The organism is Synechococcus sp. MIT S9220 (assembly GCF_014304815.1).
Classification (GTDB): domain Bacteria; phylum Cyanobacteriota; class Cyanobacteriia; order PCC-6307; family Cyanobiaceae; genus Synechococcus_C.
On record NZ_CP047958.1, the window covers coordinates 1639926 to 1664199 of the forward strand.

Sequence of the window (24274 nt, forward strand, 5' to 3'; positions counted from 1 at the left end):
AAGCTTGCATCGCCCAAAACTTTAACGATGGGCCACCCCTGTCAGAGCGACGGAATCAAGCCACTGCCAGTCCTGCAGGACAACGTCGTCTGGATCTGGGCAAGGGGACGCGAGGCGGTCGTCGTCGATCCCGCTGTCGCCGAACCAGTGAGGCAATGGCTGGTGGATCGAAAGCTAGAGCTCGCCGCCGTCCTGCAGACCCATCACCATGCAGACCACATCGGCGGCACACCCGATCTGTTGCGGCAATGGCCTTCAGCTGCGGTGATCGCAGCAGCAGCCGATCAGGAGCGGATTCCTTTCCAGACGGTGTCGGTCGAGCCGGGCATGCAGCTCGAGCTGCTCGGACAGCCCATTTCAGTGATCGACGTGCGAGCCCATACCCGGGCGCATCTGGCTTATGTCCTACCCCAGGGGTGCTCACCGGAGCTTCCGACGCCAGTGCTGTTCTGTGGCGACACCCTGTTCGGGGCAGGCTGCGGACGCCTATTCGAAGGATCAGCCGAAGACATGCATCTGGCCCTCAAACGCCTGCAAGATCTCCCGGACGACACCATCGTTCATTGCGCTCACGAGTACACCGAAGGCAACCTGCGCTGGGCCCATGCCCTCAGACCAGATGATCAGGCCATCGCCGCACGCCTGAGCACAGTCCAAGACCTGCGCAGCCGTGGAAGTCTGTCCCTGCCCAGCACCATGGGTGAGGAGCGGCGCACCAACCTGTTTTTGCGAGCATGTTCAGTGCAAGAGCTGCGTGAACTCAGGCTTCACAAGGACAGCTGGAGCGGCTGAACAGAGATCAACTGGCTCGGGTCAGCAGGGCGCGTCGCTGAGGGTGCAGCAAAACCGATGAACCGGGCTGAAGACGCAGACGACAGGTCTGGCCGCGTACATAGTCCTCGGAAAGCGGTCTCAGCAGCCGCAGCTGCCGGTCACCGCTCTTCACCCTGTACATCCAGCTGTGGCCAAGGAACTCGCGCCCCACAACCTGATCCTCACCGTTGGCATCCTCCAGCAGCGCGATGGCTTCGGGAGCGACCAAAACAGTTGCCTCCTCTGGCAGGGCATCGGCCTGAAGGTCGCCAGGTCTCTCCAGATCACCCAGAGGGCAGCGCAGACAACCGCCGGCAGCATCGTTCCAAACCGGCAGAACATTGCGCTGAAGCACAAAGCTGCCGACGAAAGGAGTTGCCGGTGATTCCACCAGCTCCTTCGGGCTGGCGCACTGATGCAGCCGTCCGTCGCGCAGCACAGCCACCCGACTGCAAATGGCCAGGGCTTCCTCCGGGTCATGGGTGACCAACACACCGCTGGCGTTGCAGGCACTGAGAACAGATGGCAGTTCACTGCGCAGGCGCAGCCGAACCTCCACGTCCAGGTTGGAGAAGGGTTCATCAAGCAGCACCACCGATGGCGCCGGTGCCAGAGCTCTCGCTAACGCCAGGCGTTGACGCTGACCGCCGGAAAGCTCATGGGGATATCGCTCTTTCAACCGTTCCAGGCCCAGCAGCTCCAGCAGCCAGGTCGCCCGCCCTGTGTCCTGCCCGCCGCGAAGACCAAAACAGGTGTTGGCCCAGGCATTCAGGTGAGGGAACAGGGCATAGTCCTGAAACACCATGCCCACTCCACGGCGTTCGGCGGCCAGCGAGCGCTGAGGGCTGGCCACCTCGCGGCCATGAAGGCGAATGCTGCCGCGGATTGGTCTTTCAAAACCGGCGATCAATCTCAGAAGGGTGGTCTTGCCGCAGCCGGAGGGGCCCAGCAACCCCACGAGTTCACCGCCCTGCAGGCTGAGATTGATGTCCTGAAGAGTCCACTCCGCTCCAGAAGCGTCATAGCTGTGCCAGAGACCGTCGATCTCCACCGGAGGGGACTCCATCGACACGAAGCGCGAAAATGCAGCCCCATTGTGATCCCTCTTGATGTCAACCACCACCCATCAAGCCGTCACCACACCTGACGCACCTGCTCCGGTCGGGCCATACAACCAGGCCGTGCAGGCTGGCGGATGGCTCTATTGCTCTGGCCAGATCCCTCTTGACCCAGCCACCGGAGCAATGGTGGGTGGCGGCGATGTGGAAGCTGAAACAAGGCAAGTGCTGCGCAATCTGAAGGCCGTTCTGAGCGCTGCAGGAACTGAGGCCGCCAAGGTCGTGCGGACCACGGTGTATCTGGTCGATCTCGCCGATTTTCAGGCGGTTAATGCGATCTATGCCGAAATGTTCGGAAGCGGTGTGAGCCCTGCCAGGGCCTGCGTTCAGGTCGCAGCACTGCCCAAGGGCTCCAAGGTGGAGATCGACTGCATCGCCTGGCTTGGATGAAGCGATCCCGCGGTTTCATAAGTTAAGAGATGCACCGAGCGACCTTCATGGCCCAGGCCAAGCTGACCATCGGCGAACTGGAAGCGGGCTATCCCCTGTACTGCAAGGCGTTAAGACGGCTGCTCAAGGAAGGTCGAGAAGTCAAGGACATCGAAAAAACCGTGTGCTGGGGCCATCTGGAGACGCTGAACCGCTGCCTTCCAGGGCGTTACAAGGCACCCTCCTACCTGATGGCATTGATCAAGAGAGATCTTGAGCAGCCCACTCCGAGGTGAGCAGTGCTCAGACGGCTCCGTCGGTCAGTGGCTTGGAAGGATCGGCTCCCTCCACTTCCCCCTGGAACACACGACTGGCAAACACATCCTCAGCTTCGATCGTGATCAAGGCTTCACGACTGAGAGGTTGACCGCGGCGAGAGAACAAGCGGTTGGCATGCCGCAGTCGCAGACGATCGAGGGCATTGCGGATTGAACGTGCATTAGCGAAGAACGGCAATTGACGCCGCCTGCTGATGTAGCTCTCAAAAGCTTCAACGGCTGCTTCGCTGAATTGATACTGCTGTTGTTCCAGCAACAGTTGAGCAATCGCCATCAATTCACACTGGCTGTAATCAGGGAAGTCGATGTGGTGAGCAACCCTTGAGGAAAGTCCTGGATTGGATTGATAAAACGCTGTCATCCGATCTTTGTAACCGGCAAAGATCACCACAAGATCATTGCGCTGACTCTCCATCTCCTGCAGAAGAATCTCAATCGCTTCAGCTCCATAATCTCTCTCATTTCCCGGTTTGTAGAGGTAGTAAGCCTCGTCAATGAACAGGACGCCTCCCTGGGCGCGTTTGATCATCTCTTTGGTTTTCGGGGCCGTGTGCCCCACATATTGACCAACAAGGTCATCTCTGGTGACGGTGATCACATGGCCTTTGCGCAGGTAGCCGAGGCGATGAAGAATCTGCGACATCTTCTGCGCAACAGTTGTTTTTCCGGTTCCTGGTTGACCGGTGAACGACATGTGCAGGCTGGGCGCTTTGCTGAGCAGATCCAGGGACTGACGAGCCTGGTCCACCAACAGCAAAGCGGCGATCTCACGGATTCTGGTTTTGACCGGCAGCAGACCGATCAGCTCGGTGTCTAAGTGCTCGAGGACCTCTCCGACTCCCGAAGCAATAAAACTGGCCTCAAGATCAATCGATGAGTCCATCAATCGCCGCGGCGAAGGCGTGATCTGAATCGCTAAGGCTCGCATCCTCCGCGTCCTCATCAGGGCGCAAAGTGATGTTCACATAGGTTTTCCCAAAGCTGATGTCGGGATAACGCTTGCTCAGTTCACTGAATTCACCGAGCCGATCAAGAAAATCACGGGTTGAGCTATAGCTCTCGAACTCGAATCGCTTCTCCAGACAGACCGGTCGCTTGCGTTCGTTCCAAGCTGCCATCAACAACCTCGAGGCTTCTCCGAAACCTAAAGGAGAGCCACCCGCTGGCAGCCCATCAGGCGTTCTGACCAAGCAGACGCATAGGCATGGTTGGCTGCCTGCTGCTCCGGATCCTGGGTATCGAGAGGATTGGGCATCGTGCCGGCGATCGCTGCGTTGGTGACACAGAACATCGACTTCTGGAAGCTGATGCAGATCTGAACATGGGCATCCGCCTGGGCACGACCGTGATGGTCGTACCAGCGGCTGAGCTCCTCGGGAAGGTTCCGGTACATATCCGACATGCACAGGCTGGGAGGAATTCCAGCTCCCATACTCGGCAAAGGATCGGCGTAAAGAGCTCCGTATTTGAACAGGCTCTGGTCGGCCGCGATCTGGCGAGCCTGAGCGTTGTACGACACCGTTCCCAGAAATGGCATCCCTCGAAAGAACACCGCCTCCACATAGGGAACTGCAACATCCACTAGGAAGGTGAGACCAGCTTCTGGGGGGAGAATCCAGACGGACTCTCCGCCCACCATGACCTCGTAGGTGATGGGATTACCTGCGGCCGTCACCAGACCATCACGGATGTGGTGAACCACATCCAGCACACAGGCCACTTCCCCGATGCGATAGCGGCGTGCCAGATCGATGAAGATGTCACTCATCACCCGCCAGAACAGGCCGAGCGCATAGATCGTCGTCATTGACCGGATCGCCTCCGGCGCGAATCCCGGATAGAGGGTGTTCACCAAACGCAGAAGCGGATCCCGCTTGGAGCGCAGGGCAATCACGCGGCGGCATACATCCTGGAAGGGCTCTGAATCGAAATAGGCATCCATCCCACCGGTGCCATGCCAGAACATCGCCTTCTGGCAGTACTCGGCATATTCGAAATTGATGCGGTCGCCCATCAGGTGCTCCCAGAGGCGCTTGGCAGTCAACCCTTCGTGAAAGAAGCGGAACACCGGGAACGGGTTGAGAAGCTGGGTCTTACCCTGATGAACCAGGTTGCAGCTGTAGGCATCCAGCACGAGGCCATAGCTCTCCAGCACGTTGACCACCTGCAGCAGATGATCAGGGGTGTCAGCAAGAAGCGGTGTATCCGAGAGCAGGCGCCTGATCAGTTCCTCCTGATCGGGGAGCGTGGGTTCAGTGGCTTGAGGTCGGGCAGTGGTGGTCATGAGAGCCCTCCAGGCTGGACCAGTGTGGCGAGTTCACTGAGCTGGGCGGTGGCTGGCTGGCTCAGGCCCACGAGCAGATTGGGAACGACACCAAGCAGAAGGATCAGCAAAGACATCGAAAGAGCAGGAATCTGCTGAGCGAAAGGAACCTGATTGAGAATCTTTGGATTCTGATTGGCGCCGGGAGCCACCGCAAGACGACCGAAGAAGGCACGGTTCACCAGCAGCAAGAAGTACACAGCTGTGAGACCTGAACCGACCATGGACAGAAGGGTGGCCACAGGGAACATTTCGAAACTGCCCTTGAACACCAGGAACTCGGAAATGAAGCCGGCCATGCCGGGGATGCCTGCACTGGCCATGACACCGATGATCATCAGAGTGCCAGTGAGTGGCAGACCACGCTGAGGATTCAGCAGCCCCCTCAGCACATTCAGATCACGGGTGCCGGTGCGTTCATAAACGACACCCACCGCAAGGAAGAGAACCGCTGAGATCAAACCGTGACTGACCATCTGAAACAGAGCACCAATCAGCGCGAGGGGGGTGGCCGCAGCGGCGGCGAGCAACACATAGCCCATATGGCCCACGGAGCTGTAGGCCACCATCCGCTTCATATCGGTCTGGGCAATGGCTGCCAGCGATCCATACAGCACTGAAACGGCAGCCCAGCCAGCCAGCCATGGAGCGGCCACGGACCAGGCCTCCGGGAAAAGGCCGAGGCAGAAACGCAGAAGGCCATAGGTGCCCAGCTTGAGCAAGACCCCGGCCAGCAGTACTGAAACTGGCGTGGACGCCTCGGTGTGCGCATCTGGAAGCCAGGTGTGGAAAGGGAAAAGGGGAATCTTGATCCCGAAGCCGATCAGCAGACAGGTCATCAGGACCAGCTGGCTGGTCAATCCCATCTGAGTCGTGAGGATCGGGCGAATTCCGAAATCAACGCTTCCCGTGACTAAGGCGATCCCCAGGAAGGCCGCCAGAATCAGCACGCCGGACACGGCGGTGACAATCAAGAACTTGGTGGAGGCATAGGCCCTGTTGGCGCCACCCCAGATGGCGATGAGCAGCCAGAGAGGAATCAGTTCCAGTTCATAGAACAGGAAGAAGAGCAGAAGGTTCTGAGCAAGAAAGGCTCCATTCACAGCTCCACTGATCACCAGCAGAAGGGCGAAATACACGCGGGGGCGATTCTCAACTGAGCGCGAGGCAGCTGCTGCCACGAGGCAGAGCACCCCATTCATCAGCACCAGCGGGAGCGACAGACCATCAACTCCGAGGCTGAATTCCAGGCCCATCTGCGGAAGCCAGGGAAGAATCTCCATCAGCTGCTGGCCGGGCTCGACAGCCGAAAAGGGGATCAGCAGACCAAAACTGAGCAGGCACTGGACCGCGAGGGTGACCAGGGTGAAGGTCCGACTGCGACCGACACTCTCAGAATTATCGGAACTGTCTGCATCCGGCAGAACACAGATCAACAATGCGCCCAGGAAGGGGATCAGAAGAAGAATCGTCAGCATGATGACCTCACTGCAGAACCCAGCTCAGAGACATGAGCAGCAGCACGATGGCGCCGATCACGGTGAGCACATACGACTGGGTCTGACCACTGATGCTCAGCTTCAGGCCTTCGGCACTCGACAGGGAGAAGCGTGCCAAACCATGCAGCACGCCATCGACGACATTGCGGTCAAACCAGCCGGCGAGCTGCGAGAAGGTGGCCACCACATTGACAATGGTGACTCGGTAAAAACGCTCGGTGTAGAAGTCGTAGGCGAGCAGATCCTGAAACCAGCGAAGAATCGGATTGAGCGAGCGTGACCAGGCTTTGTTGAGCGGAACGAGAGCCCCGACAATCAACCCGGCAGCACCACTCGACACCACCAGAGCAGCCGCCCAGAAGGGGAAGGCCAGCAGACCATCGAGGGATTCCAGACGGATCAGCAGGAACGGCGTCAGCACAACGATCACGGTGAGAGCCACCATCGGCAGCGCCATCTGCCAGTTGATCTCAGCGGCTCGACGGGTCTTGGCAAGTGATGGACCAAGGAACACCAGGCGGAACACCCGGGTGAGGTTCAACGCTGTGAGGGCATTGGTGATCAGAAATACCGGCACGAACACCACAGCTCTGGCTCCGACCAACTCCACAGCTTGGGCAAGGCAGAGGAATCCACCGAGTGGAAGCAATCCAACGAGCCCAGCGCCACCAACCAGAAAGGCGCCTGTCGTGGCGGGCATACGACTGGCCAAACCGCCGAGCTCGGTGATGTCCTGACAATTGGTCGAGGCGATCACCCCACCGACACTCATCGACAGGAGAGCCTTCGACACGGCGTGGGCATAGAGCAGCAGCAATGCCAGCACGGGCACCTGCAGAGAAATGGCAATGAACACCAGACCGAGATAAGCCGTCGTGGAGTACGACAGCGTGCGCTTGATATCAACCTGGGCAATCGAAACAAGGGAACCGCCGACGGCGCTGATCGTGCCAATCACCTGAAGCACCACGAGAGTCACAGGCGCGTGCTGCAACAGGGGCATGACCTTGAGCAGCACGATCGCTCCACAGGTCACCACAACGGAATTGCGCAGAATCGAGGCAGGGTTCGGACCCTCCATGGCCTCATCAAGCCAGAGGTGCATGGGGAACTGGGCACACTTGCCGGTTGGTCCTGCCACCAGTCCAAGACCGAGCAGAGTTGCAGCCAATGGCGTCAGGGTGTCCTGGGCCGACCAGCTGTAGAGATCATCGAAGCTCGTAACGCCTGACCAGGCGGTGAGGGCCACCACACTCATCAACAACATCACGTCACCGACGCGTTTGGTTAGAAACGCGTCGCGGGCTGCAGTGACCACCAACGGCTGGGCATACCAGAAGCCCACCAGCAGATAGGTCGACAGGGTGAGCATCTCCAGAAGGAAATAGCTCTGAAATAACGAATCGCTCAGCACAACTCCCGACATCGCTCCCTCGAAGAAACCGAGCAGGGCAAAGAAGCGAGCTAGCGCCCATTCCTTGTCGAGGTACCCCAGCGAATAGATCTGGGAGAGAAGGCTCAGGCCAGTGATCAGCTCAAGAGCGGAAACATTGGTGAGCGAAAGGCTGAAACTGATCTCAAGATTGAGATCACCCACAGTCAGCCAGGGCATGCCGATCAAGGCAGGACCGTTGGCCATGACCTCCCTGAGCACAAGACTGCCGTGAACCACGGCCAGCAGGGTTAGCAGGATATTGAGATACGCCGGAGGTCGATGGGCATCTCGACGGAACCATCCGAAGGCCCAGGGAAGGGACACCAGCATCCCGGCGAATCCATAAAGAGGAATCAACCAGGCGGTCTGAAGAGGCAGCGAAAGAGCTGTAGTCAAAAGCAACGAGACCTGAAGGGCAGTTGTGGTTCGTGTTGGCCGGGGAATCTAGTCCGAAATGATGCAGAGAGACGTTATTGATCAACTACGCCTTCGCACATTGGTCGGCACAAGCGCAGGCTCCACTTCCTGATGGGGACGGGCAATGATGTGGGCCGCCACGAGGCCGTCGCCCACACGCTCACAAGCATCAGCACCTGCACGCACCGCGGCGTTCACGGCACCGGTCTCACCGCGCACCATCACCGTGACGTAGCCGCCACCGACATATTCACGGCTGATCAGCTGCACTTCGGCAGCCTTCGTCATGGCGTCGGCAGCCTCGATGGCTGGCACCATGCCGCGGGTTTCAATCATGCCGAGGGCCACCCCCTGCACAGACGGCTCAGGAGAGGCTGCGACGGACTTGGAGGCGCGACCAGAGCCTGATGAGCCTGAAGACGATGAAGCGCGACGGCTGCTGCTACTCCGTGCCGCCACAGCACGGCTGGAGCCAGACCTTGCAGTGGTGCTGCGACGGGTGGTTGTAGAGCGACTGCTCGCGACCGGAGTCACATCCACAGTGGCTTTAGAGGCTGCCGAATCAGCCGTCGAGGAAACCGCTTTGGATGCAGAACTGGTTGCGGCCCCAGCGGAGGCCTGACCTGAGGCCTTGGCCGTCGTTGAAGTGGTCGAAGCTGCAGCAGCGGCTGCGGAAGAGCGACGACGGGGAGCTGGGGATGCCATGGGGAAAAGTTCTGATGGATGAAATGGAGGGACGGGAAGCGATCAGTTACCCATCCGGCATCCAGTGGTCGATGATTCCACCGATCGTCAGATCCGTGAGCACGGAGCTGTTGGGACATGCAAAACGGGCTGCAGAACCACTGGCGGTGAAAACCCAGTTGCCCTCTCGCGCTCCGACAGGGTCAACAGCAACCAGCTGCTTGCCCTTGTTGTTCTGGAGAATGCGCAGGTGCATGTGATCCAACCCCCCCAGGCGGTAAGAGCAGACCAGTGTCCCCATCACCTGCATGATCTCCATCAGGTCTTCTCTCCTGGCTTGGTGGAGGGGGATGGCTTGGAGGCTGCAGGAGCTGAAGGGGATGCCGACGACGGTTTGGGTGGATCGGGCTCCCAGTGGTCAATGATGCCCACGATGGTGAGATCACTGGGGTAAGACTTGCTGCCTGCAGCTTCGCGGGCGGCGGAACTGCTGACGCAGATCACCCAGTCGCCGGGCTTGGCCCCGACTGCATCGACAGCCACTTTCTTGGTGCTGCCGTCCAGAACCACCTGGAGATGCTTGTGCTCGAAATCCGGAATCCGGTTGGTTGAAACGAGCGGCTTCAGGACCTTGACAATCAGCATGGTCAGTGAGCCTCCTGCTGGACGGGATCGAGTGTGGAACCTACCGCCACCGCCGGGAGAGGCTGGTCACGGTCGCGAATGGTGAGAAGCGTGTGGAGCAGACCTTCGCTGACGAGCGCTGAATAACGCTCATCGATGGCCTTCTGAATTCGATGGCAATCGGCAATGGCACGCTCCCGCGCACCGGGCACCTTGCCTGAATAATCGAAACGCACCACGACCGGAATTGGCAGATCACGGGCGACATTGAGTCCCTTGAAGATTTTCACTCCGACATCAAGATCAGGAGCGCCTTGTTCAACAGTGTCGAGGTGAGCGAAATAGGTGAGGTTGCGCAGATGCACCTCCTTAAAGCCGATGCCGACACCGATGAAGCGCTCTGCATGGCCGGCGTCGGGATAAGCGCCGTGATGAAGCGATCGAACGTAATCCTGCTGGGAGATGTTGCTGACAAGCAATCGTGTGATGAACCGCACCATGCCTTCATCGGGGGCGGATGACACATGGGTCTGAACAGCGGCCTGGACAGCATCCCTGGCCTGCTGCACCGTGAGCGGGGCAGTGCTTTCGTAAAGCGATCTGGCACAGAGCCACTGATCCAGTCGGATCTCTCCGTCCTGATCAGGCACATGAACACGAATGGCATCGGTGTCGGTGTCCAGACCGATCAGAAGCAAATCGACAGAAGCACCACAGCAGAAGCTGTTTTCAACAGCTTCACGGAAGTCATGCAGACGCTGAAGTCCTGAGGATGCGGCCAGAGCGTCGTCGCTGCCATGGGCTGCACAACCCTGATGCGTTGGATCAAGGGAACTGAAGTGATAAGCCACCACCTTCAGGTAACGGGTTGGCGCATGCGCCTCATTCGGAACCTGCTCACGAAAACGGCGATGTTCGGTCTTGATCCAGCGATTGACCGTGTTCTCAACATCGAACATGGCTCCGGCATGGGAGCGCCGGCGCACAGCACTGAAAGGGATCCTCAGCGCATAGGCAATTGTGTGAGCCAGGCGACCATCGGCGCAGGGTGTGACGTCCAGCAGATGAAAACCGCAGTCGAGGAGGAACGCATTGAATTCCTCCGAAGCCCGGCTGCCTGACGCGGCTTCCAGGGGGTCGTCCTGGAAAAAACGTTCACTGAACAGCTGGTGGGACTGGAAGACGCACCATGCAAACAATGCGCGCATGTCGAGAGGTCTCACCCACGACTTCTCAAGGATGTGATCCGGAAGATCGAAACCCAATTCGGCGCGGGCCAGCCGCTGAGCCTGGGCCAGGAAGTCTTGTTCGTGCTGCAGAGCAGAGACCTGCTTCAACAGAGGCACAATCCGATCGAAACGGCCCTTCACCTCCAGCTCGTAAGCCTTGAGGCGTTCATTGGCCGACTGGTCGGTCAGCGGATGGGACTCCACCGACCAGGGAAGGGATGTTCTGCTGAGATTGACGGCAACTGACGTTCGAAGTTCTCCACGCTTCACCCAGCCGGGCTGCTGGGGAGTGGGACGACGACGGTCAGCCTGGGAACGGATGCGTCCGCCTGAGACGGAACCGCCCTTCGGCAAAGCAGCCTTGCCAGATTTCGTCAGGGCCTGGCGGCGCAGAAGAGCCGACTGTCGTGCTGTGCTGCCGGAGGGCGAGCTGACCTCCCCTGATGAGAAGGTTTCAGCATTGGCAGTGTCTTGAGCCAGTGAGGCCTGGAGCTGGCGCCGGGTGGGAGCAGTGGGCGCAAGAGGTCGCCCGCCACGGGAAGGCATGGAGCGAACCATTTGCGAATCAGCCCCTTGCGCCGCCAGAGACGGTGATCAGAGAGCCTTTGTCGGTGTTGCCATGGGATCCGGTCACACGGCAGACAGGCCACTCGGCTTGCTCATTTCGCTTGCGTTCGAAGGGAGCCATCGCACCCATGGGACCAGGACGGCTGGGGTTGCGCCGGCGGGCTGAAGCACCTTCGGTACCGGTGACATGCTCGCCACGGTCCCAGTCATCTCCAGTGACCTTGGTGGAGGAGCCCTCACCCGTCACCCGGGAGGTTGGCTCATCAGCAGGTTCACTGACAACGGCCACAGTGGGCTGGAAGTGCCGGCGCTGAAAATCGCGGTTGTCGAAGCGGAACTGCTCGGTGCCGGTGACCTTGCCGCCGGCCATGTCAAAAGGGCCGGTGATTCGATTGCCTTGTTCATAGGACGTTCCAGTGACGGAACCCTGAGCATCACGCTGCTGTTGAGCAGCGCGAGCTGGTGACGTGACGCTGAAACGGGTCCAGGCAGCACCTTCAGGCGATTGACCATGGGTGTCTGTGCCGGCCGGAGCCTCTGCACCACAGGCTGCAGCCAATTGGTCAGCACCCACGTAGGGAGTGCCGGTCACCGCTTCACAGGCACCACGCTGATCGCCGGTCATCACTCCGCCGACTCCGGGCTGAATGCCGGTCATGGCGGCTGAAGGTGTTCCAGGACGGACAGGTGTGCGTTCTCTGATCGCCTGAACTGCGGGAGTTCCGCAATGCTGGCCTGCTTGCTCAAGCCCGGCGTAGGGCGTTCCGGTCACGGCTTGACAGCTGCCAGGCTCATCACCGGTGACACGCTCGGAACGGCCCGTGCGGGTCCCGCTCACAACCTGATTGCGGTTGGTGATGCTGAAACCGACCTTGGCGGCCTCGGGGTCAGGTTTTGCTCCGCAGAAAGAATTGACCTGCTCAGAGCTGATGTACTGATCACCGGTCACGCGGTGGCAGGATCCGAACTCATCTCCAGTCACCTGGGAGGAACGGCCAACCAAGGTGCCTGTCACTCCCGTTCCTGAAAGAGTGGCGGACAGACCGACCTTTGCGGCTGGGCGACCATCGGGGAGGGGATCTGAACCGAGGTACTGATCTCCGGTGAGGCTGCGGTTCGCTCCGGCTTCATCGCCGGTGACGCTGGCGGAACGTCCAACCATCACACCACTCACAGGGCGGCCCTCCAAGGTGAGACTGTGTCCGACCTTGCGAGGGGATGGGTTGGACCCACCGCAGTAGGCAGCGGACTGATTGGCGGAAATGTATTCCGTGCCTGTCACGCTTTTGCAAGTGCCCGGCTCATCGCCAGTGACCTTGCCCGATCGACCGACCTCATTACCGGTCACACGATTGCCATGACTGGTGGCAGTCACTCTCACCTTGGCAGGTGTTGTGGGCTCGGGGGCTTGCTGACAGAAGGTCTGGAAGACCTCAGCGCCCAAGTACTCAGTGCCTGTGATGGAGCGACAGGTGCTGGCCTCATTACCGGTGGTCTTCACCGAGCGGTTGGCCTGGGTCCCGGTCACGGTCTGTCCGGATGGCGTCGTGCTTTCTCCCACTTTCCAGTGAGCATCAGCGGCGGCAGCCTGCTTGGCACCGTGGCGGTTGGGTCCGGTGGGACGGGTAACGCCAGCGTTCTGCTTGCGGATTGCACCGGCTTTGGCCCGCAGCTCGCGCACCTGCTGAGCGATCTCCCGGCTGGAGAGATCAGGATTGGCCTGACGGGCCACAGCGGCTGCGCTGGTGGGCTGCTTACCAGCGGTTTTGCCATGTTTTGACATGGCATCACGACGCGCCAGCACCAGGGCACGGCTGGGATTTTCGATGGAACGCCTCTTTGGGGTGACTGAGCGGCGCTCAAGACCGGCACGGCGATCACCGGAGCGCGATGTCAGCTCAACGGTGACGGCTGGACGATCAACTTTTTCAGCAGCAACAACCGGTGCAGGGGCCGGAGCTTCACGGGCCACATCTGCACGGTTGCGGTCGCGGCTGGATGCTGCGGTCTTGCCGCGGCGAGACAGGGCTTCACGACGGGACAGAACCAGATCGCGACTGGGGTTGCGCAGCGCCTTCGCGTTTGAGGAGTGGGAGCGTGCGGGCGTCCGAGTGAGTGAGGCCGCACGTTCGGGAGCTGCCGCTACAGGAGCAGTCACCGCTGGTTCGTTCACTGCCGTGACTTCCGTACGGGTGGGACGAGCATCGGTCGCAGTGCGCACGCGGTTGTTACCACCGGCGGCGGCAGACGCCTTCTTACCGGAGGTCGTCAGCGCTTTGCGGCGCTCAAGTGCGAGTTCTCGACTGGAAAGTCTTGCCATGTCCGCCCGGTGAAGTCGTCGAAGAGCTGGGAGCTGATGCTCCCGAAAAAAATCTGGAGCCCTGAACTCAGATCAGGGCTCGGAACCAAAGGTTCGAAGGATCAGCGTCCTTCGAAAACCACGAAGCAAGCACCCTGGCTCTGGGTGTAAGCGTCGTAACCGACGATGCGCACGTGGTGGTCGGGGTAGGCGCGATGGCAAGCCTCGAGCTCACTCACAACAACATTGAGGTCCTTCTCACCAAAGAAGGGCAGCTTCCAATAAGACCAATAGGTGGCCATGGAGTTGCTGGGATGGACGTGCTCGATGAGCGGGCTCCAACCCTGGGCAATGATGTAGGCGATCTGGTCGTAGATCTCGTCCTGGGTCATCGGCGGAAGAAAGCCGAAGGTCTCCAGGGTGGCGACTGTTTTGTAGTCACCCACGGTGCTCTGGAAAGGCATGGGGATCCTGGGTGTAAGTAAAAAAGGTGGCCGGTTCAATCAACCGGCCGTGGTTGCGATCAGTTCTGAACGTCGAGCTTGTCGACGGTGTCGAACTCGAACTTGATCTCCTTCCAGGTCTCGAGGGCGATCGCCAGCTCAGGGCTGTGCTTGCCGGCTTCCATAAGGATGTCGCGGCTTTCTTTCTCGATCTCGCGACCGGCATTGCGTGCCTTGACGCAGGCCTCGAGGGCCACACGGTTGGCAGCAGCACCTGCAGCGGAGCCCCAGGGGTGACCGTGGGTACCACCACCGAACTGCAGAACGGAGTCGTCACCGAAGATCGCCACCAGTGCAGGCATGTGCCACACGTGGATACCACCGGAAGCAACTGCAAACACGCCAGGCATGGAACCCCAGTCCTGATCGAAGAAGTTGCCGCGGCTGCGGTCTTCAGGCACGAATGATTCGCGCAGCTGGTCGATGTAGCCGAGGGTGGTCTGACGATCACCTTCGAGCTTGCCGACCACGGTGCCGGTGTGAAGCTGGTCACCACCAGACAGACGCAGACACTTGGCGAGAACGCGGAAGTGGATGCCGTGCTTGGGATGACGGTCGATCACCGCGTGCATTGCACGGTGAATGTGCAGCAACATGCCGTTTTTGCGGCACCACTTCGACAGACCGGTGTTGGCAGTAAAGCCACCGGTGATGAAGTCATGCATCACGATCGGCATACCGAGTTCCTTGGCGAACTCAGCGCGTTCGTACATCTCCTCGGGAGTGTTGGCGGTCACGTTGAGGTAGTGACCCTTGCGCTCGCCGGTCTCCTGCTCAGACAGCTTGATGGCTTCGGCAACGAACTCGAAACGGTTCTGCCAACGCTGGAAAGGCTGGGAGTTGATGTTCTCGTCGTCTTTGGTGAAGTCCAGACCACCACGCAGGCACTCATAGACCACACGGCCGTAGTTCTTACCGCTCAGGCCGAGCTTCGGCTTGATGGTGCAACCCAGCAGAGGACGGCCGTACTTGTTCATCCGGTCGCGCTCGACACAGATACCGTTCGGGGGGCCGTAGCAGCTCTTGATGAAAGCGATCGGGAAGCGAATGTCCTCGAGACGCAGGTGACGCAGAGCCTTGAAGCCGAAGACGTTACCGACCAATGAGGTCAGAACGTTGGTGATGGAACCCTCTTCGAACAGATCGAGGGGGTAGGCGATGAAGGCATAGAAGGATTCCTTGTCTCCAGGGACATCCTCAATGCGGTAGCAGCGGCCCTTGTAGAAATCGAGATCGGTAAGGAGCTCGGACCACACGGTGGACCATGTACCCGTGGACGATTCAGCAGCCACAGCAGCGGCAACCTCTTCCTTGGGCACACCTTCCTGGCCGGTGCACTTAAAGCAGGCCAGCAGGTCAGTGTCTAGGGGAACGTAATCAGGAGTCCAGTAAGTGTCCCTGTACTCCTTTACCCCGGCGTCGTACTTCTTGCTCATGAGAAAACTCCGTTAAGTCGTTGAAGGCGGGTGAGTCGTTGAAACCTCAAAATTTCAGAGGTTCAGACGAACTCAGTCCTTCTGACCAAGGAAGTTGCCGTTGCCCAGTGCAGGCTCCACTTCGCGGTGGGGGCGGGCAATGATGTGAGCAGCAACGAGGCCGTCGCCAACGCGCTCGCAAGCATCGGCGCCAGCACGCACAGCAGCGTTCACAGCACCGGTTTCGCCGCGCACCAGAACGGTGACATAACCGCCACCGACGAACTCACGACCGATCAGGCGCACTTCGGCTGCCTTGGTCATGGCGTCAGCCGCTTCAATCGCAGGAACGAGGCCGCGTGTCTCGATCATGCCGAGAGCGATGCCCATGGTTTCGTTTGCCATTACCTACCGGGAATAGGGGGGGGATGTTCGCCGGTGAGATTGCTCTGCCAATGGGCGCCCCGTCAAGAGCTAATGCGCTTTCTCGGGATCACTGTCCGTAGTGAACCTGATAAGCCCTGCTGATCACCCTGTCAGGGACTGATCTAAAGAACTGTGCGCTCCGAAGTCAGCACGCCAACACATGCAGTGGCAAGACCGAAAAAGGTCCATAGCGTTAACAACGGGAATTTGAAAATCCGGTTTTTCCGGGTGGGATGTTCAACCTCTTCAGGTTTCCAGTGACGACTGAGGCTCAAAAGACTTACACCTGATCACACACAATGGTGCTCCAATCCAGGAGCAGCGCTTTGCGCACGCTGATCATCGCCAGCGGAAATCCACAGAAGGTTGCTGAGATCGAAACGATGCTTGGCCCAATCAACGTGTCGGTGCAGCGCCAACCATCCGATCTGGATGTTGAGGAGACCGGCAGTACGTATCTGGAGAATGCACGGCTCAAGGCCATTGCCGCGGCTGCAAGAACAGGTTGCTGGGCTCTGGCGGATGATTCCGGACTTGAAGTGGATGCCCTCGATGGAGCTCCAGGGCTCTACACCGCACGGCTTGCCTCCAGTAATGAGGAAAAACTCTCCAAGCTCATGCAGGCGATGGCGGACGTGCCTTATCGCAGTGCCCGCTTCAGAAGCGCCATGGTGCTCTGCTCACCCGATGGAGTCTGCGATGAGCAGGCGGAAGGGATCTGCTGGGGTGAGCTTCTGTCTGCACCGGCCTATCCAGGAGGCGGGATTGAATCGTTGTTCTGGGTGCGCGAGGCCGGCTGCAGTTATGGAGAACTGAACACCTCCCAGCTGTCCAAACTTGGGAGTCGAGGCAAGGCCGCGCGCGCTCTGGCACCAGGTCTGCGCAGAAGACTGGACCTGGACTGAACGCTCAGCTCCGCGCGGCGCGTCGATTCACCAAATCAATCGCACGCATGGCTGCAGCCGCGGCCTCCTCCACATCACCCTCCCGTCCAGCGAGCGTGAGACGTCCGAAAGCTCCCACGGCCTTCACATCGACAAGCGTGATATTGGATGCCTTCTCCGCTTCATTCGCGGCAATCAAGACGTAACCAGCAGGCTCGGTCTCCAGGATGAACATGCTCATTCCTGCCTCGATCATCGAACCACGCCGGTTCTGACGGTTGATCAAGACAGCATGATCTGGAGTGATCGCACGAATCACTTCAGTCCAACTCACCTCAGCGGGTGTTCGCTGGTCAACCGAGCTGCCAATGGCCTCCAGCACAACATCACCGGAATGGAGCACTGTGCTCTGGTCTCGGTGATACAGGGCCATCGAACCGAAGGCTCTTTCCACCACCATCTGTCCGAGGCGAACATTGCTGGCCTTCAAAGCAATGTCGGTCACCCGATGAACAGCCATACCAGGCGAAACCTCCATCCATAGGCAGGCATCCCCTGGAATCGGCAAAAAACCCTGACTCACCGTTCCCATGTAGGCGGCCAACTGTGGCTGCAGTGAATCGATAAACACATGGGTGCGCAGCTCGATTGACTGCACAAGACTGTTTTTCCGACTGAGCCGAGACGACTCCGAGTCAGTCGTAACAACGCAGCTCGCTCCGCTGACAGAGGGATTAACCTCCGTACCAGTGACGAGAGCGCTTCCGCCAACCCGCCGCTCTCTGGCGTCGAAGCCGGCGAGACGATTCATGGCGCGGATCTTACCGGATGCCGATCGGCAAACAGCGTGCAGGTGCTTGCACTGCCCCACACAGCCGATAACTTCGGGCCAATCGTCCTGTGAGCCATGGCTTCCGCCCGTCGAAAATCAGAGGAACCTGGCCAGCTTTCCACTGAACTCAACGCCGAACAGGCCCTGGGTCTGGTCAGCTACAGCCTGATGCAGCGTCTTGCCGGCGAAGGCCAGGCCGAGATGCCCTGGCTGGAGACTGATGACAGCAGCCATGCCGGCATGGTGCGCAAGCTTCGCCAGAGACTGGAACTCACCGCCCTGGCCGTGGATAGCGGAGCTCCCTTAACGACGACTGAAGTCACCTATTTACTCGGGGCTCGACCAGGCACGGAATCTGTCGAAAGGGGAGGCCTGACAGCGCGGCGCGTCAGTCGCAATGTCTGGCGCCTGAGCCGGATGGACAACTCGGATGGGCGTGGCAGCGGCAGCTTCGCTGATGATCGCTTCCGCCGCCGACTCTGAATCCCACTGATCAGGACTTCGGCTTCTCATCCGCCTTGGCATCGGCGCTGTCATCGGCAACATCGATGCAGACCGTTGTAGATGCCAGCTGTTCACGCGCCGCGAGCAGCGGAGCAGCCTTGCCCTTCAGTTGCTCAGCCGCTTCTGCCAGGGTCAGGTCCTTGTTCTTGCTGACTTCAGCAACGGCTTTGCGGAAGAGATCCACCTGATCTCGATACTCCTTCACTTCGGCCTTTTCAAGCTGACCCTCAGCTTTGTTGAGAGCAGAGAGAGCGCCTTTGAGCTTGTCTCCCGCCTGTTGAGCATCCGCCACGGTGGAATCAGGAGTGAGACCGTTGACCTGCTCCACGGCAGCGTCAACGTCGGCCTGAGCGGCACAGACGGCTTCAACACCATGAACGACCTTCACCTCATCGTTCTCCGCCTTCTTCTCAGCCGACTGACAGGCCACAAGTGCCAGGCCCAGCGCAAGAGCGGCAGGGAAAACACGCAGAGAAGACATCAGTAGATCTGAGGCGGTCGTCGAAATGTACCCAGATCCACCATTTCCGACCGCAAACGATCCCAAAGAGTTTCAGACACTTGCACCGTTGAGCCGATCCGGAGTCATGGTGAAGGGAAGGACAGCTCTGGAATCCCGATGGGCGCCAATCTGCGTAAGGAATCTGGACCCCGGGAGGTGTTCTGTGGGCTGACATCGATCGTCTGGCTGCATCGACGCATGCCCGATGCCTTTTTTCTGGTGGTGGGGTCGCGCACCTGCGCCCATCTCATCCAGAGCGCAGCGGGCGTGATGATCTTTGCTGAGCCCAGATTCGGCACAGCCATCCTCAATGAACGAGACCTGGCAGGCCTGGCTGATGCCCACGACGAACTGGACCGTGTGGCTCGTGAGTTGCTGGCACGACGCCCCGAGATCCGCACTCTCTTCCTCGTGGGTTCCTGCCCAAGCGAGGTGATCAAGCTCGATCTTGCCCGCGCCTCCGAACGCCTCAACGAGGAATTACAAGGCAGGGTTCGTGTGGTGAACTACTCCGGAAGCGGAATCGAAACCACATTCACAGAGGGAGAGGACGGCGCCCTGTCAGCCCTGGTGCCCTTTCTGCCGAGCACCGACAAGCGCCAGCTTCTGCTTGCGGGAACCCTGGCTGATGCGGTGGAGGACCGCTTGGTTCACCTGTTCGCCCGTCTCGGAATTGAGACTGTGTGCAGTCTTCCACCAAGACAGTCCACGGAATTGCCAGGTGTGGGTCCAGGAACCACCGTGCTGCTCACCCAGCCCTTTCTGAGCAACACCGCACGCTTGCTGAAGGAACGGGGCGCCAAGGTGCTGAGTTCACCGTTTCCGCTCGGGGCGGAGGGCAGCCGCCGATGGATGGAGACAGCCTGCAGGGATTTCAACCTGCCTGGAGATCGGGTTGCTGCAGTGCTGGATCCTCTGGAAGAGAGAGCGCGCATGGCGCTTGCACCCCACAGGGCGGAACTCACTGGGAAACGCATCGTGCTGCTGCCGGAATCGCAGCTTGAAATCCCCCTTGCACGCTTTCTGCAGCGCGAGTGCGGCATGGAATTGGTGGAGGTCGGCACGCCTTATCTCAACCGCGAACAGATGGCGCCGGAACTGGAACTGCTGCCGGAGGGCACCGACGTGACGGAGGGTCAGCACGTGGAGCAGCAGCTCGACCGTGTTCGCGATCAGCACCCGGATCTTGTGGTGTGCGGGATGGGACTGGCCAACCCCTTGGAAGCGGAAGGCATCACCACCAAATGGTCGATCGAACTCGTGTTCAGCCCGATCCACGGCATCGATCAAGCCGGAGATCTGGCCGAATTGTTCTCACGCCCGTTACGCAGGAGGCAACTCATCCATCCAGCACTGCATCCACAGACCTCGAATCCTTCCATCCACGCCTGATTCCCATGCAACTGACGCTCTGGACGTACGAAGGACCACCGCATGTGGGGGCCATGCGCATCGCCGCCTCGATGCGCGGCGTGCACTACGTGCTGCATGCGCCTCAAGGTGACACCTATGCCGACCTTCTGTTCACGATGATCGAACGGCGCGGGCAGCGCCCACCGGTGACTTACACCACCTTTCAGGCACGCGACCTGGGAGGCGACACAGCCGAACTGGTGAAGCGCACAGTGCGTGAAGCGGCAGAACGTTTCCGTCCGGATGCACTGCTGGTGGGTGAAAGCTGCACCGCTGAACTGATTCAGGATCAACCGGGCGCCCTGGCTCAGGGCATGGGACTGAGCATGCCCGTTGTAACCCTGGAACTACCCGCGTACAGCAAAAAGGAGAACTGGGGAGCGGCAGAAACGCTTTACCAGCTTGTGCGCAATCTGCTGAAGCCCCAGGTACCTGATCAGCCGCAGCATGATCCCAAGGCCTGGATGGCCGTCGGCCGGCGACCTCGGGTCAATCTGATCGGTCCGTCCCTGCTGGGATTTCGATGCCGTGATGACGTGCTCGAAATCCAGAGACTGCTCACCGTGCATGGCATCGATGTCGGAGTGGTCGCACCGCTGGGAGCGGAGGTCAGCGATATCCAGCGAATCCCCCAGGCAGATCTGAATGTGTGCCTCTATCCGGAGATCGCCGAATCGAGCTGCAGCTGGCTTGAACGCAGCTTCGGAATGCCCTTCACACGCACGGTGCCAATCGGCGTCGGTGCCACCCACGACTTCCTGGTGGAGTTGCACACGCTGCTGGGGATGGATCCACCCACAGGAGAGGAAGGTTATCGCTGTTCAAGGCTTCCCTGGTATTCGGAATCCGTTGATTCCACCTACCTCACAGGTAAGCGGGTGTTCATTTTTGGCGACGGCTGTCACGCCCTTGCGGCAGCTCGCATCTGCAGTGAGGAGCTTGGATTCAAAGTGGTTGGCCTTGGCACCTACAGCCGCGAGATGGCGCGGTCGGTCCGAGCGGCTGCCAAGGAGCTTGGCCTTGAAGCCCTGATCAGCGATGACTATCTGGAGGTCGAGGCGGCCATGGCCGACGCCGCTCCCGAGCTGGTGCTTGGAACCCAGATGGAACGACACAGCGCCAAGCGATTGGGAATCCCTTGCGCCGTGATCAGCACGCCGATGCATGTGCAGGACGTTCCTGCTCGCAACAGCCCTCAGATGGGATGGGAAGGCGCCAACGTGATTTTCGACGCCTGGGTGCATCCGCTGATGATGGGCCTTGAGGAACATCTGATCGGCATGTTCCGCCATGACTTTGAGTTTGTGGACGGACATCAGAGCCACCTGGGTCATCGCGGCGGGACAGATCAAGCCGCCGAAGAGCACAGCCCATCCCCCGTGGTCATGAGCCATGAAGAGCAAGGCCCGGTGTGGACTGCCGACGGCGAGGCGGAACTGAAAAAAATTCCCTTCTTTGTGCGTGGCAAGGTGCGCCGAAACACCGAAACCTATGCACGCCAGGAGGGGCGCCTGGAGATCAGCAGCGAAACGCTCTATGACGCAAAAGCCCACTACAAGGCATGAGCAAATTCACTCATTTCTTTTAATCAATCCAAAGAAAATACGAGGGTCAAGCATTTCTGAAATGAAGGATCTTTTATTTCTTGGTGAATATCAGCCGGGATGCATGTGTTGCTGTTGAATGAGATTGATCCCTTTTGCAAAGGTCCTGCATGACCACGACCCTGACGCGGCCAGCTGACGGAGAAGGCAGTGTGCAGGTCCTTCAGGACCCGTCGCTGAACATCCAGGAGGAGACCCTGGTGATTGCCGTTTACGGCAAGGGCGGGATCGGCAAATCCACCACCTCCTCCAATCTTTCAGCCGCCTTCTCAAAACTGGGCAAACGGGTGCTGCAGATCGGCTGCGACCCGAAACATGACAGCACCTTCACGCTCACGCACAAGATGGTGCCAACGGTGATTGACATCCTTGAGGAGGTGGACTTCCACAGCGAAGAGCTACGGCCCGAGGATTTCGTGTTCACCGGATTCAACGGCGTGCAGTGCGTTGAGAGTGGCGGCCCACCGGCAGGCACGGGCTGCGGTGGCTATGTCACGGGGCAAACCGTGAAACTCCTTAAGGAGCACCATCTGCTGGAAGACACCGATGTGGTGATTTTCGATGTGCTCGGGGATGTGGTTTGCGGGGGATTTGCTGCACCGCTGCAGCATGCGAACTACTGCCTAATCGTGACCGCCAATGATTTCGATTCGATCTTTGCGATGAATCGGATCGTCCAGGCGATCCAGGCCAAAGCCAAGAACTACAAAGTGCGGCTGGGAGGTGTTGTCGCCAACCGATCGGCAGACACCGATCAGATCGATAAGTTCAATGAGCGCACTGGTCTGCGAACCATGGCTCACTTCAAGGATGTGGATGCCATTCGCCGCTCCCGCCTGAAGAAGTGCACCATCTTTGAGATGGACGACGACGACGAGGCAGTGCAAGCCTGTCGACAGGAATATCTCAACCTTGCACAGAACATGCTCGACAAGGTCGAACCCCTCGAAGCCGTCTCATTGAAGGATCGCGAAATCTTCGACCTGCTTGGATTTGACTGAGCTTTAGGTTCTGGCGCCCAGCCCGACCAACCCCATCGACAGCTCCCAGACCCTGCTGGCGGTCTGGGAGTCGGTGACCTTGTCGGACAAGTCCTGACTGAACTGCTGTCCGTTTTTCTTCTGACGGTTGCCCCAGCTCCAATGCACCCCAGATTCTGCAAAATCTGGATCAGCAACCACCTGGGCAACACGATCACCCGCCAGCGGCTGGGAGACATAGCCACCGGTGATGTTCTTCTGAAACCAAGGAAAGATTTTTCTGAACAGCCTTGGGGCGTTGCGGAAGAGCGGAGTGTCGGCAACACACCCTGGGTAGAGCGAGGTGAAACTGATGCCGGTTTCGGCGTGAAAGCGCCGGTGCAGTTCCTGCGTGGTAATCATGTTGCAGAGCTTGCTGTCCTTGTAAGCCTTCCCGGGCTTGAAGGACTTGCCGCTGGCCATCGAAACAGGATCTTTGAAACCGGCCTCAAAGCCGGAGAGATCACCGAGATCGGCAGGAGCAGGAATCGGAATTTTGCCTCCAAGCTCCTTAGAATTCGCAGTGACCGTGCCAAGAATCACCACACGGCGAGAGGGGTGTGTCGAGGCCCTGAGACGCTGCATCAGCAACTGAATCAGCAAGAAATGGCCGAAGTGATTGGTGGCCATCGAGATCTCATAACCCTGGGGTGAGCGTTCTGGCTGTTTCAGCTTCGGCTTGTAGACGGCAGCGTTGCAGACCAAGGCATCGATCTGGTCGGGCAGTCCCTCCACCGCCTGGCGGACACTCGCCAGATCACCAAGATCCATCAGCACGTGCTTCAACCGCTCAGTGGGCAGGTCGAGCTCATCGGCAGCGGCGGCGGCACGCTGAGGAGAACGGTTGGCCGTGATCACAGTCCAGCCCTGTTGCACAAGAGCACATGTGGCATTCAGACCGACCCCGGATGTGGTTCCGGTGATCAGAACAGTGCCTGGAACGGGCATCGCGGGGGATCTGTGCAGATCGCTCAGTCTGCCGCTCAGACCATGCGTACAACCGCCACCGGTCACGAATCTCTGCGGGCAGCTGTCAGCCCAGAGAAAAGACCGTCAGCGCAAGACCGTTAGCGCCAAATCACCCGTAAGCGATTGGGAGCAATCCATTGCTCCTGCTCATCCATCAAACGTTCGTCGCCACCGAGGGTGAACAGGGTGTCAAAGCGATGTTGCAGCCCTTGCAGCTTGGTGGCTTCCACATCCACCACAGCCGCAAGCTCTCCATGGCGGTCGAGCCGCTCTTGATATGCCATCGACAACCGCACAACACTCACCACGCCGAGGAAGATCAGACCACCCTTTACGGCAAGCGCCAGGGCACTGCACAGCAGTTCCCTTCGATCATTCTGCTGCTGAAGCAAGGCCGCCAGAGAGGCGGCATCAGGAGCTGACGAAACGGCTTTCTGCATGTCCGCTTGTAACGCGGCGTACCGTTCGTGCCAAGAGGCCCCTTAAAG

The 24274-nt window shown here is 59.3% G+C and carries 26 protein-coding genes; 8 read left to right on the forward strand and 18 right to left on the reverse strand.

Translation table 11 applies throughout. The features are described 5' to 3' along the window. The first annotated feature begins 27 nt into the window (after positions 1–27). A complete protein-coding gene (gene gloB / locus SynMITS9220_RS09085) occupies positions 28–792 on the forward strand; it encodes a hydroxyacylglutathione hydrolase (RefSeq protein ID WP_186988770.1) in 765 nt (254 codons plus the stop codon). A gap of 7 nt (positions 793–799) precedes the next feature. Here the strand turns inward: gloB and SynMITS9220_RS09090 are convergent, their stop codons facing one another. Continuing rightward, on the reverse strand, positions 800–1879 hold the full coding sequence (locus tag SynMITS9220_RS09090) for an ABC transporter ATP-binding protein (RefSeq protein WP_186988773.1): 1080 nt from the start codon (positions 1877–1879) through the stop codon (positions 800–802). Between the two features lie 43 nt (positions 1880–1922). Between SynMITS9220_RS09090 and SynMITS9220_RS09095 the strand changes: the two genes are divergently transcribed. Both SynMITS9220_RS09095 and SynMITS9220_RS09100 read left to right on the forward strand, forming a co-directional pair. Then, a complete protein-coding gene (locus tag SynMITS9220_RS09095) occupies positions 1923–2321 on the forward strand; it encodes a RidA family protein (RefSeq protein WP_115125006.1) in 399 nt (132 codons plus the stop codon). A 47-nt stretch (positions 2322–2368) separates the two neighbouring features. Then, positions 2369–2596: a DUF3136 domain-containing protein gene (locus SynMITS9220_RS09100; protein ID WP_067092943.1), complete on the forward strand. Its 228-nt coding sequence runs from the start codon at positions 2369–2371 to the stop codon at positions 2594–2596. A 7-nt stretch (positions 2597–2603) separates the two neighbouring features. On the opposite strand, the gene cbbX is transcribed toward SynMITS9220_RS09100, so the two are convergent. From cbbX to SynMITS9220_RS09165, 13 genes are all read right to left on the reverse strand, one after another. Beyond that, complete coding sequence (gene cbbX / locus SynMITS9220_RS09105) at positions 2604–3521, reverse strand: CbbX protein (RefSeq protein WP_186988775.1); 918 nt, start codon at positions 3519–3521, stop codon at positions 2604–2606. Further along, positions 3505–3756: a 4a-hydroxytetrahydrobiopterin dehydratase gene (locus tag SynMITS9220_RS09110; protein WP_186988777.1), complete on the reverse strand. Its 252-nt coding sequence runs from the start codon at positions 3754–3756 to the stop codon at positions 3505–3507. Before SynMITS9220_RS09110 ends, cbbX begins: the two co-directional genes overlap by 17 nt. 26 nt (positions 3757–3782) lie before the next feature. Next, positions 3783–4922, reverse strand: a complete 1140-nt coding sequence (locus SynMITS9220_RS09115) for a CO2 hydration protein (RefSeq protein WP_186988779.1) — start codon at positions 4920–4922, stop codon at positions 3783–3785. Next, a complete protein-coding gene (locus SynMITS9220_RS09120) occupies positions 4919–6442 on the reverse strand; it encodes an NADH-quinone oxidoreductase subunit M (protein WP_186992055.1) in 1524 nt (507 codons plus the stop codon). Before SynMITS9220_RS09120 ends, SynMITS9220_RS09115 begins: the two co-directional genes overlap by 4 nt. Positions 6443–6446: 4 nt before the next feature. Beyond that, positions 6447–8291: an NAD(P)H-quinone oxidoreductase subunit F gene (locus tag SynMITS9220_RS09125; protein ID WP_186988781.1), complete on the reverse strand. Its 1845-nt coding sequence runs from the start codon at positions 8289–8291 to the stop codon at positions 6447–6449. 81 nt (positions 8292–8372) lie between these two features. Continuing rightward, a complete protein-coding gene (locus tag SynMITS9220_RS13465) occupies positions 8373–9017 on the reverse strand; it encodes a BMC domain-containing protein (RefSeq protein ID WP_186988784.1) in 645 nt (214 codons plus the stop codon). 46 nt (positions 9018–9063) lie between these two features. Next, positions 9064–9315, reverse strand: a complete 252-nt coding sequence (locus SynMITS9220_RS09135) for a carboxysome peptide B (protein ID WP_115125012.1) — start codon at positions 9313–9315, stop codon at positions 9064–9066. Next, positions 9315–9641, reverse strand: a complete 327-nt coding sequence (locus SynMITS9220_RS09140) for a carboxysome peptide A (RefSeq protein ID WP_186988786.1) — start codon at positions 9639–9641, stop codon at positions 9315–9317. Before SynMITS9220_RS09140 ends, SynMITS9220_RS09135 begins: the two co-directional genes overlap by 1 nt. A gap of 2 nt (positions 9642–9643) precedes the next feature. After that, complete coding sequence (locus tag SynMITS9220_RS09145; protein ID WP_186988788.1) at positions 9644–11407, reverse strand: carboxysome shell carbonic anhydrase; 1764 nt, start codon at positions 11405–11407, stop codon at positions 9644–9646. 7 nt (positions 11408–11414) lie between these two features. Then, entirely contained in the window at positions 11415–13736 is a 2322-nt protein-coding gene (locus SynMITS9220_RS09150) for a CsoS2 family carboxysome shell protein (protein ID WP_186988790.1), read from the reverse strand. Between the two features lie 101 nt (positions 13737–13837). Then, complete coding sequence (locus SynMITS9220_RS09155; RefSeq protein WP_066905746.1) at positions 13838–14179, reverse strand: ribulose bisphosphate carboxylase small subunit; 342 nt, start codon at positions 14177–14179, stop codon at positions 13838–13840. Positions 14180–14238: 59 nt separating this feature from the next. After that, complete coding sequence (locus SynMITS9220_RS09160; RefSeq protein WP_067092932.1) at positions 14239–15654, reverse strand: form I ribulose bisphosphate carboxylase large subunit; 1416 nt, start codon at positions 15652–15654, stop codon at positions 14239–14241. Between the two features lie 72 nt (positions 15655–15726). After that, the gene (locus SynMITS9220_RS09165; RefSeq protein ID WP_006169870.1) at positions 15727–16038 is read right to left on the reverse strand and encodes a BMC domain-containing protein; all 312 of its coding nucleotides are present in this window, start codon (positions 16036–16038) and stop codon (positions 15727–15729) included. Between the two features lie 320 nt (positions 16039–16358). Between SynMITS9220_RS09165 and SynMITS9220_RS09170 the strand changes: the two genes are divergently transcribed. Further along, the gene (locus SynMITS9220_RS09170) at positions 16359–16964 is read left to right on the forward strand and encodes a non-canonical purine NTP pyrophosphatase (protein ID WP_186988793.1); all 606 of its coding nucleotides are present in this window, start codon (positions 16359–16361) and stop codon (positions 16962–16964) included. A 4-nt stretch (positions 16965–16968) separates the two neighbouring features. Here SynMITS9220_RS09170 and SynMITS9220_RS09175 read toward each other — a convergent pair whose 3' ends face one another. Continuing rightward, positions 16969–17754, reverse strand: coding sequence for a BMC domain-containing protein (locus SynMITS9220_RS09175; RefSeq protein WP_115125017.1), 786 nt, complete (start codon positions 17752–17754; stop codon positions 16969–16971). Positions 17755–17850: 96 nt separating this feature from the next. Between SynMITS9220_RS09175 and SynMITS9220_RS09180 the strand changes: the two genes are divergently transcribed. Beyond that, positions 17851–18258, forward strand: coding sequence for a hypothetical protein (locus SynMITS9220_RS09180; RefSeq protein ID WP_186988795.1), 408 nt, complete (start codon positions 17851–17853; stop codon positions 18256–18258). 10 nt (positions 18259–18268) lie between these two features. Here the strand turns inward: SynMITS9220_RS09180 and SynMITS9220_RS09185 are convergent, their stop codons facing one another. Further along, positions 18269–18760: a hypothetical protein gene (locus SynMITS9220_RS09185; protein ID WP_186988797.1), complete on the reverse strand. Its 492-nt coding sequence runs from the start codon at positions 18758–18760 to the stop codon at positions 18269–18271. A gap of 138 nt (positions 18761–18898) precedes the next feature. On the opposite strand from SynMITS9220_RS09185, the gene SynMITS9220_RS09190 reads away from it, so the two are divergent. From SynMITS9220_RS09190 to bchL, 3 genes are all read left to right on the forward strand, one after another. Continuing rightward, positions 18899–20173 carry a ferredoxin:protochlorophyllide reductase (ATP-dependent) subunit N gene (locus tag SynMITS9220_RS09190; RefSeq protein ID WP_186988799.1) on the forward strand — a complete coding sequence of 425 codons (1275 nt, stop codon included), beginning with the start codon at positions 18899–18901 and terminating at the stop codon, positions 20171–20173. Between the two features lie 5 nt (positions 20174–20178). Next, positions 20179–21759, forward strand: coding sequence for a ferredoxin:protochlorophyllide reductase (ATP-dependent) subunit B (locus tag SynMITS9220_RS09195; RefSeq protein WP_186988801.1), 1581 nt, complete (start codon positions 20179–20181; stop codon positions 21757–21759). 149 nt (positions 21760–21908) lie between these two features. After that, the gene (gene bchL, locus SynMITS9220_RS09200) at positions 21909–22799 is read left to right on the forward strand and encodes a ferredoxin:protochlorophyllide reductase (ATP-dependent) iron-sulfur ATP-binding protein (protein WP_067092925.1); all 891 of its coding nucleotides are present in this window, start codon (positions 21909–21911) and stop codon (positions 22797–22799) included. A gap of 3 nt (positions 22800–22802) precedes the next feature. Here bchL and SynMITS9220_RS09205 read toward each other — a convergent pair whose 3' ends face one another. Together SynMITS9220_RS09205 and SynMITS9220_RS09210 are read right to left on the reverse strand one after the other, a co-directional pair. After that, a complete protein-coding gene (locus SynMITS9220_RS09205; protein WP_186988803.1) occupies positions 22803–23765 on the reverse strand; it encodes a protochlorophyllide reductase in 963 nt (320 codons plus the stop codon). Positions 23766–23884: 119 nt separating this feature from the next. After that, positions 23885–24226, reverse strand: a complete 342-nt coding sequence (locus SynMITS9220_RS09210) for a hypothetical protein (protein ID WP_115125023.1) — start codon at positions 24224–24226, stop codon at positions 23885–23887. Positions 24227–24274 lie beyond the last annotated feature (48 nt).

Coding starts and splice junctions, on each gene's coding strand:
- gloB (WP_186988770.1), top strand. CDS start 28: ATGGGCCACCCCTGTCAGAGCGACGGAATCAAGCCACTGCCAGTCCTG.
- SynMITS9220_RS09090 (WP_186988773.1), bottom strand. CDS start 1,879: ATGGAGTCCCCTCCGGTGGAGATCGACGGTCTCTGGCACAGCTATGAC.
- SynMITS9220_RS09095 (WP_115125006.1), top strand. CDS start 1,923: ATGTCAACCACCACCCATCAAGCCGTCACCACACCTGACGCACCTGCT.
- SynMITS9220_RS09100 (WP_067092943.1), top strand. CDS start 2,369: ATGGCCCAGGCCAAGCTGACCATCGGCGAACTGGAAGCGGGCTATCCC.
- cbbX (WP_186988775.1), bottom strand. CDS start 3,521: ATGGACTCATCGATTGATCTTGAGGCCAGTTTTATTGCTTCGGGAGTC.
- SynMITS9220_RS09110 (WP_186988777.1), bottom strand. CDS start 3,756: ATGGCAGCTTGGAACGAACGCAAGCGACCGGTCTGTCTGGAGAAGCGA.
- SynMITS9220_RS09115 (WP_186988779.1), bottom strand. CDS start 4,922: ATGACCACCACTGCCCGACCTCAAGCCACTGAACCCACGCTCCCCGAT.
- SynMITS9220_RS13465 (WP_186988784.1), bottom strand. CDS start 9,017: ATGGCATCCCCAGCTCCCCGTCGTCGCTCTTCCGCAGCCGCTGCTGCA.
- SynMITS9220_RS09135 (WP_115125012.1), bottom strand. CDS start 9,315: ATGGAGATCATGCAGGTGATGGGGACACTGGTCTGCTCTTACCGCCTG.
- SynMITS9220_RS09140 (WP_186988786.1), bottom strand. CDS start 9,641: ATGCTGATTGTCAAGGTCCTGAAGCCGCTCGTTTCAACCAACCGGATT.
- SynMITS9220_RS09145 (WP_186988788.1), bottom strand. CDS start 11,407: ATGGTTCGCTCCATGCCTTCCCGTGGCGGGCGACCTCTTGCGCCCACT.
- SynMITS9220_RS09150 (WP_186988790.1), bottom strand. CDS start 13,736: ATGGCAAGACTTTCCAGTCGAGAACTCGCACTTGAGCGCCGCAAAGCG.
- SynMITS9220_RS09155 (WP_066905746.1), bottom strand. CDS start 14,179: ATGCCTTTCCAGAGCACCGTGGGTGACTACAAAACAGTCGCCACCCTG.
- SynMITS9220_RS09160 (WP_067092932.1), bottom strand. CDS start 15,654: ATGAGCAAGAAGTACGACGCCGGGGTAAAGGAGTACAGGGACACTTAC.
- SynMITS9220_RS09165 (WP_006169870.1), bottom strand. CDS start 16,038: ATGGCAAACGAAACCATGGGCATCGCTCTCGGCATGATCGAGACACGC.
- SynMITS9220_RS09170 (WP_186988793.1), top strand. CDS start 16,359: ATGGTGCTCCAATCCAGGAGCAGCGCTTTGCGCACGCTGATCATCGCC.
- SynMITS9220_RS09175 (WP_115125017.1), bottom strand. CDS start 17,754: ATGAATCGTCTCGCCGGCTTCGACGCCAGAGAGCGGCGGGTTGGCGGA.
- SynMITS9220_RS09180 (WP_186988795.1), top strand. CDS start 17,851: ATGGCTTCCGCCCGTCGAAAATCAGAGGAACCTGGCCAGCTTTCCACT.
- SynMITS9220_RS09185 (WP_186988797.1), bottom strand. CDS start 18,760: ATGTCTTCTCTGCGTGTTTTCCCTGCCGCTCTTGCGCTGGGCCTGGCA.
- SynMITS9220_RS09190 (WP_186988799.1), top strand. CDS start 18,899: ATGGGCGCCAATCTGCGTAAGGAATCTGGACCCCGGGAGGTGTTCTGT.
- SynMITS9220_RS09195 (WP_186988801.1), top strand. CDS start 20,179: ATGCAACTGACGCTCTGGACGTACGAAGGACCACCGCATGTGGGGGCC.
- bchL (WP_067092925.1), top strand. CDS start 21,909: ATGACCACGACCCTGACGCGGCCAGCTGACGGAGAAGGCAGTGTGCAG.
- SynMITS9220_RS09205 (WP_186988803.1), bottom strand. CDS start 23,765: ATGCCCGTTCCAGGCACTGTTCTGATCACCGGAACCACATCCGGGGTC.
- SynMITS9220_RS09210 (WP_115125023.1), bottom strand. CDS start 24,226: ATGCAGAAAGCCGTTTCGTCAGCTCCTGATGCCGCCTCTCTGGCGGCC.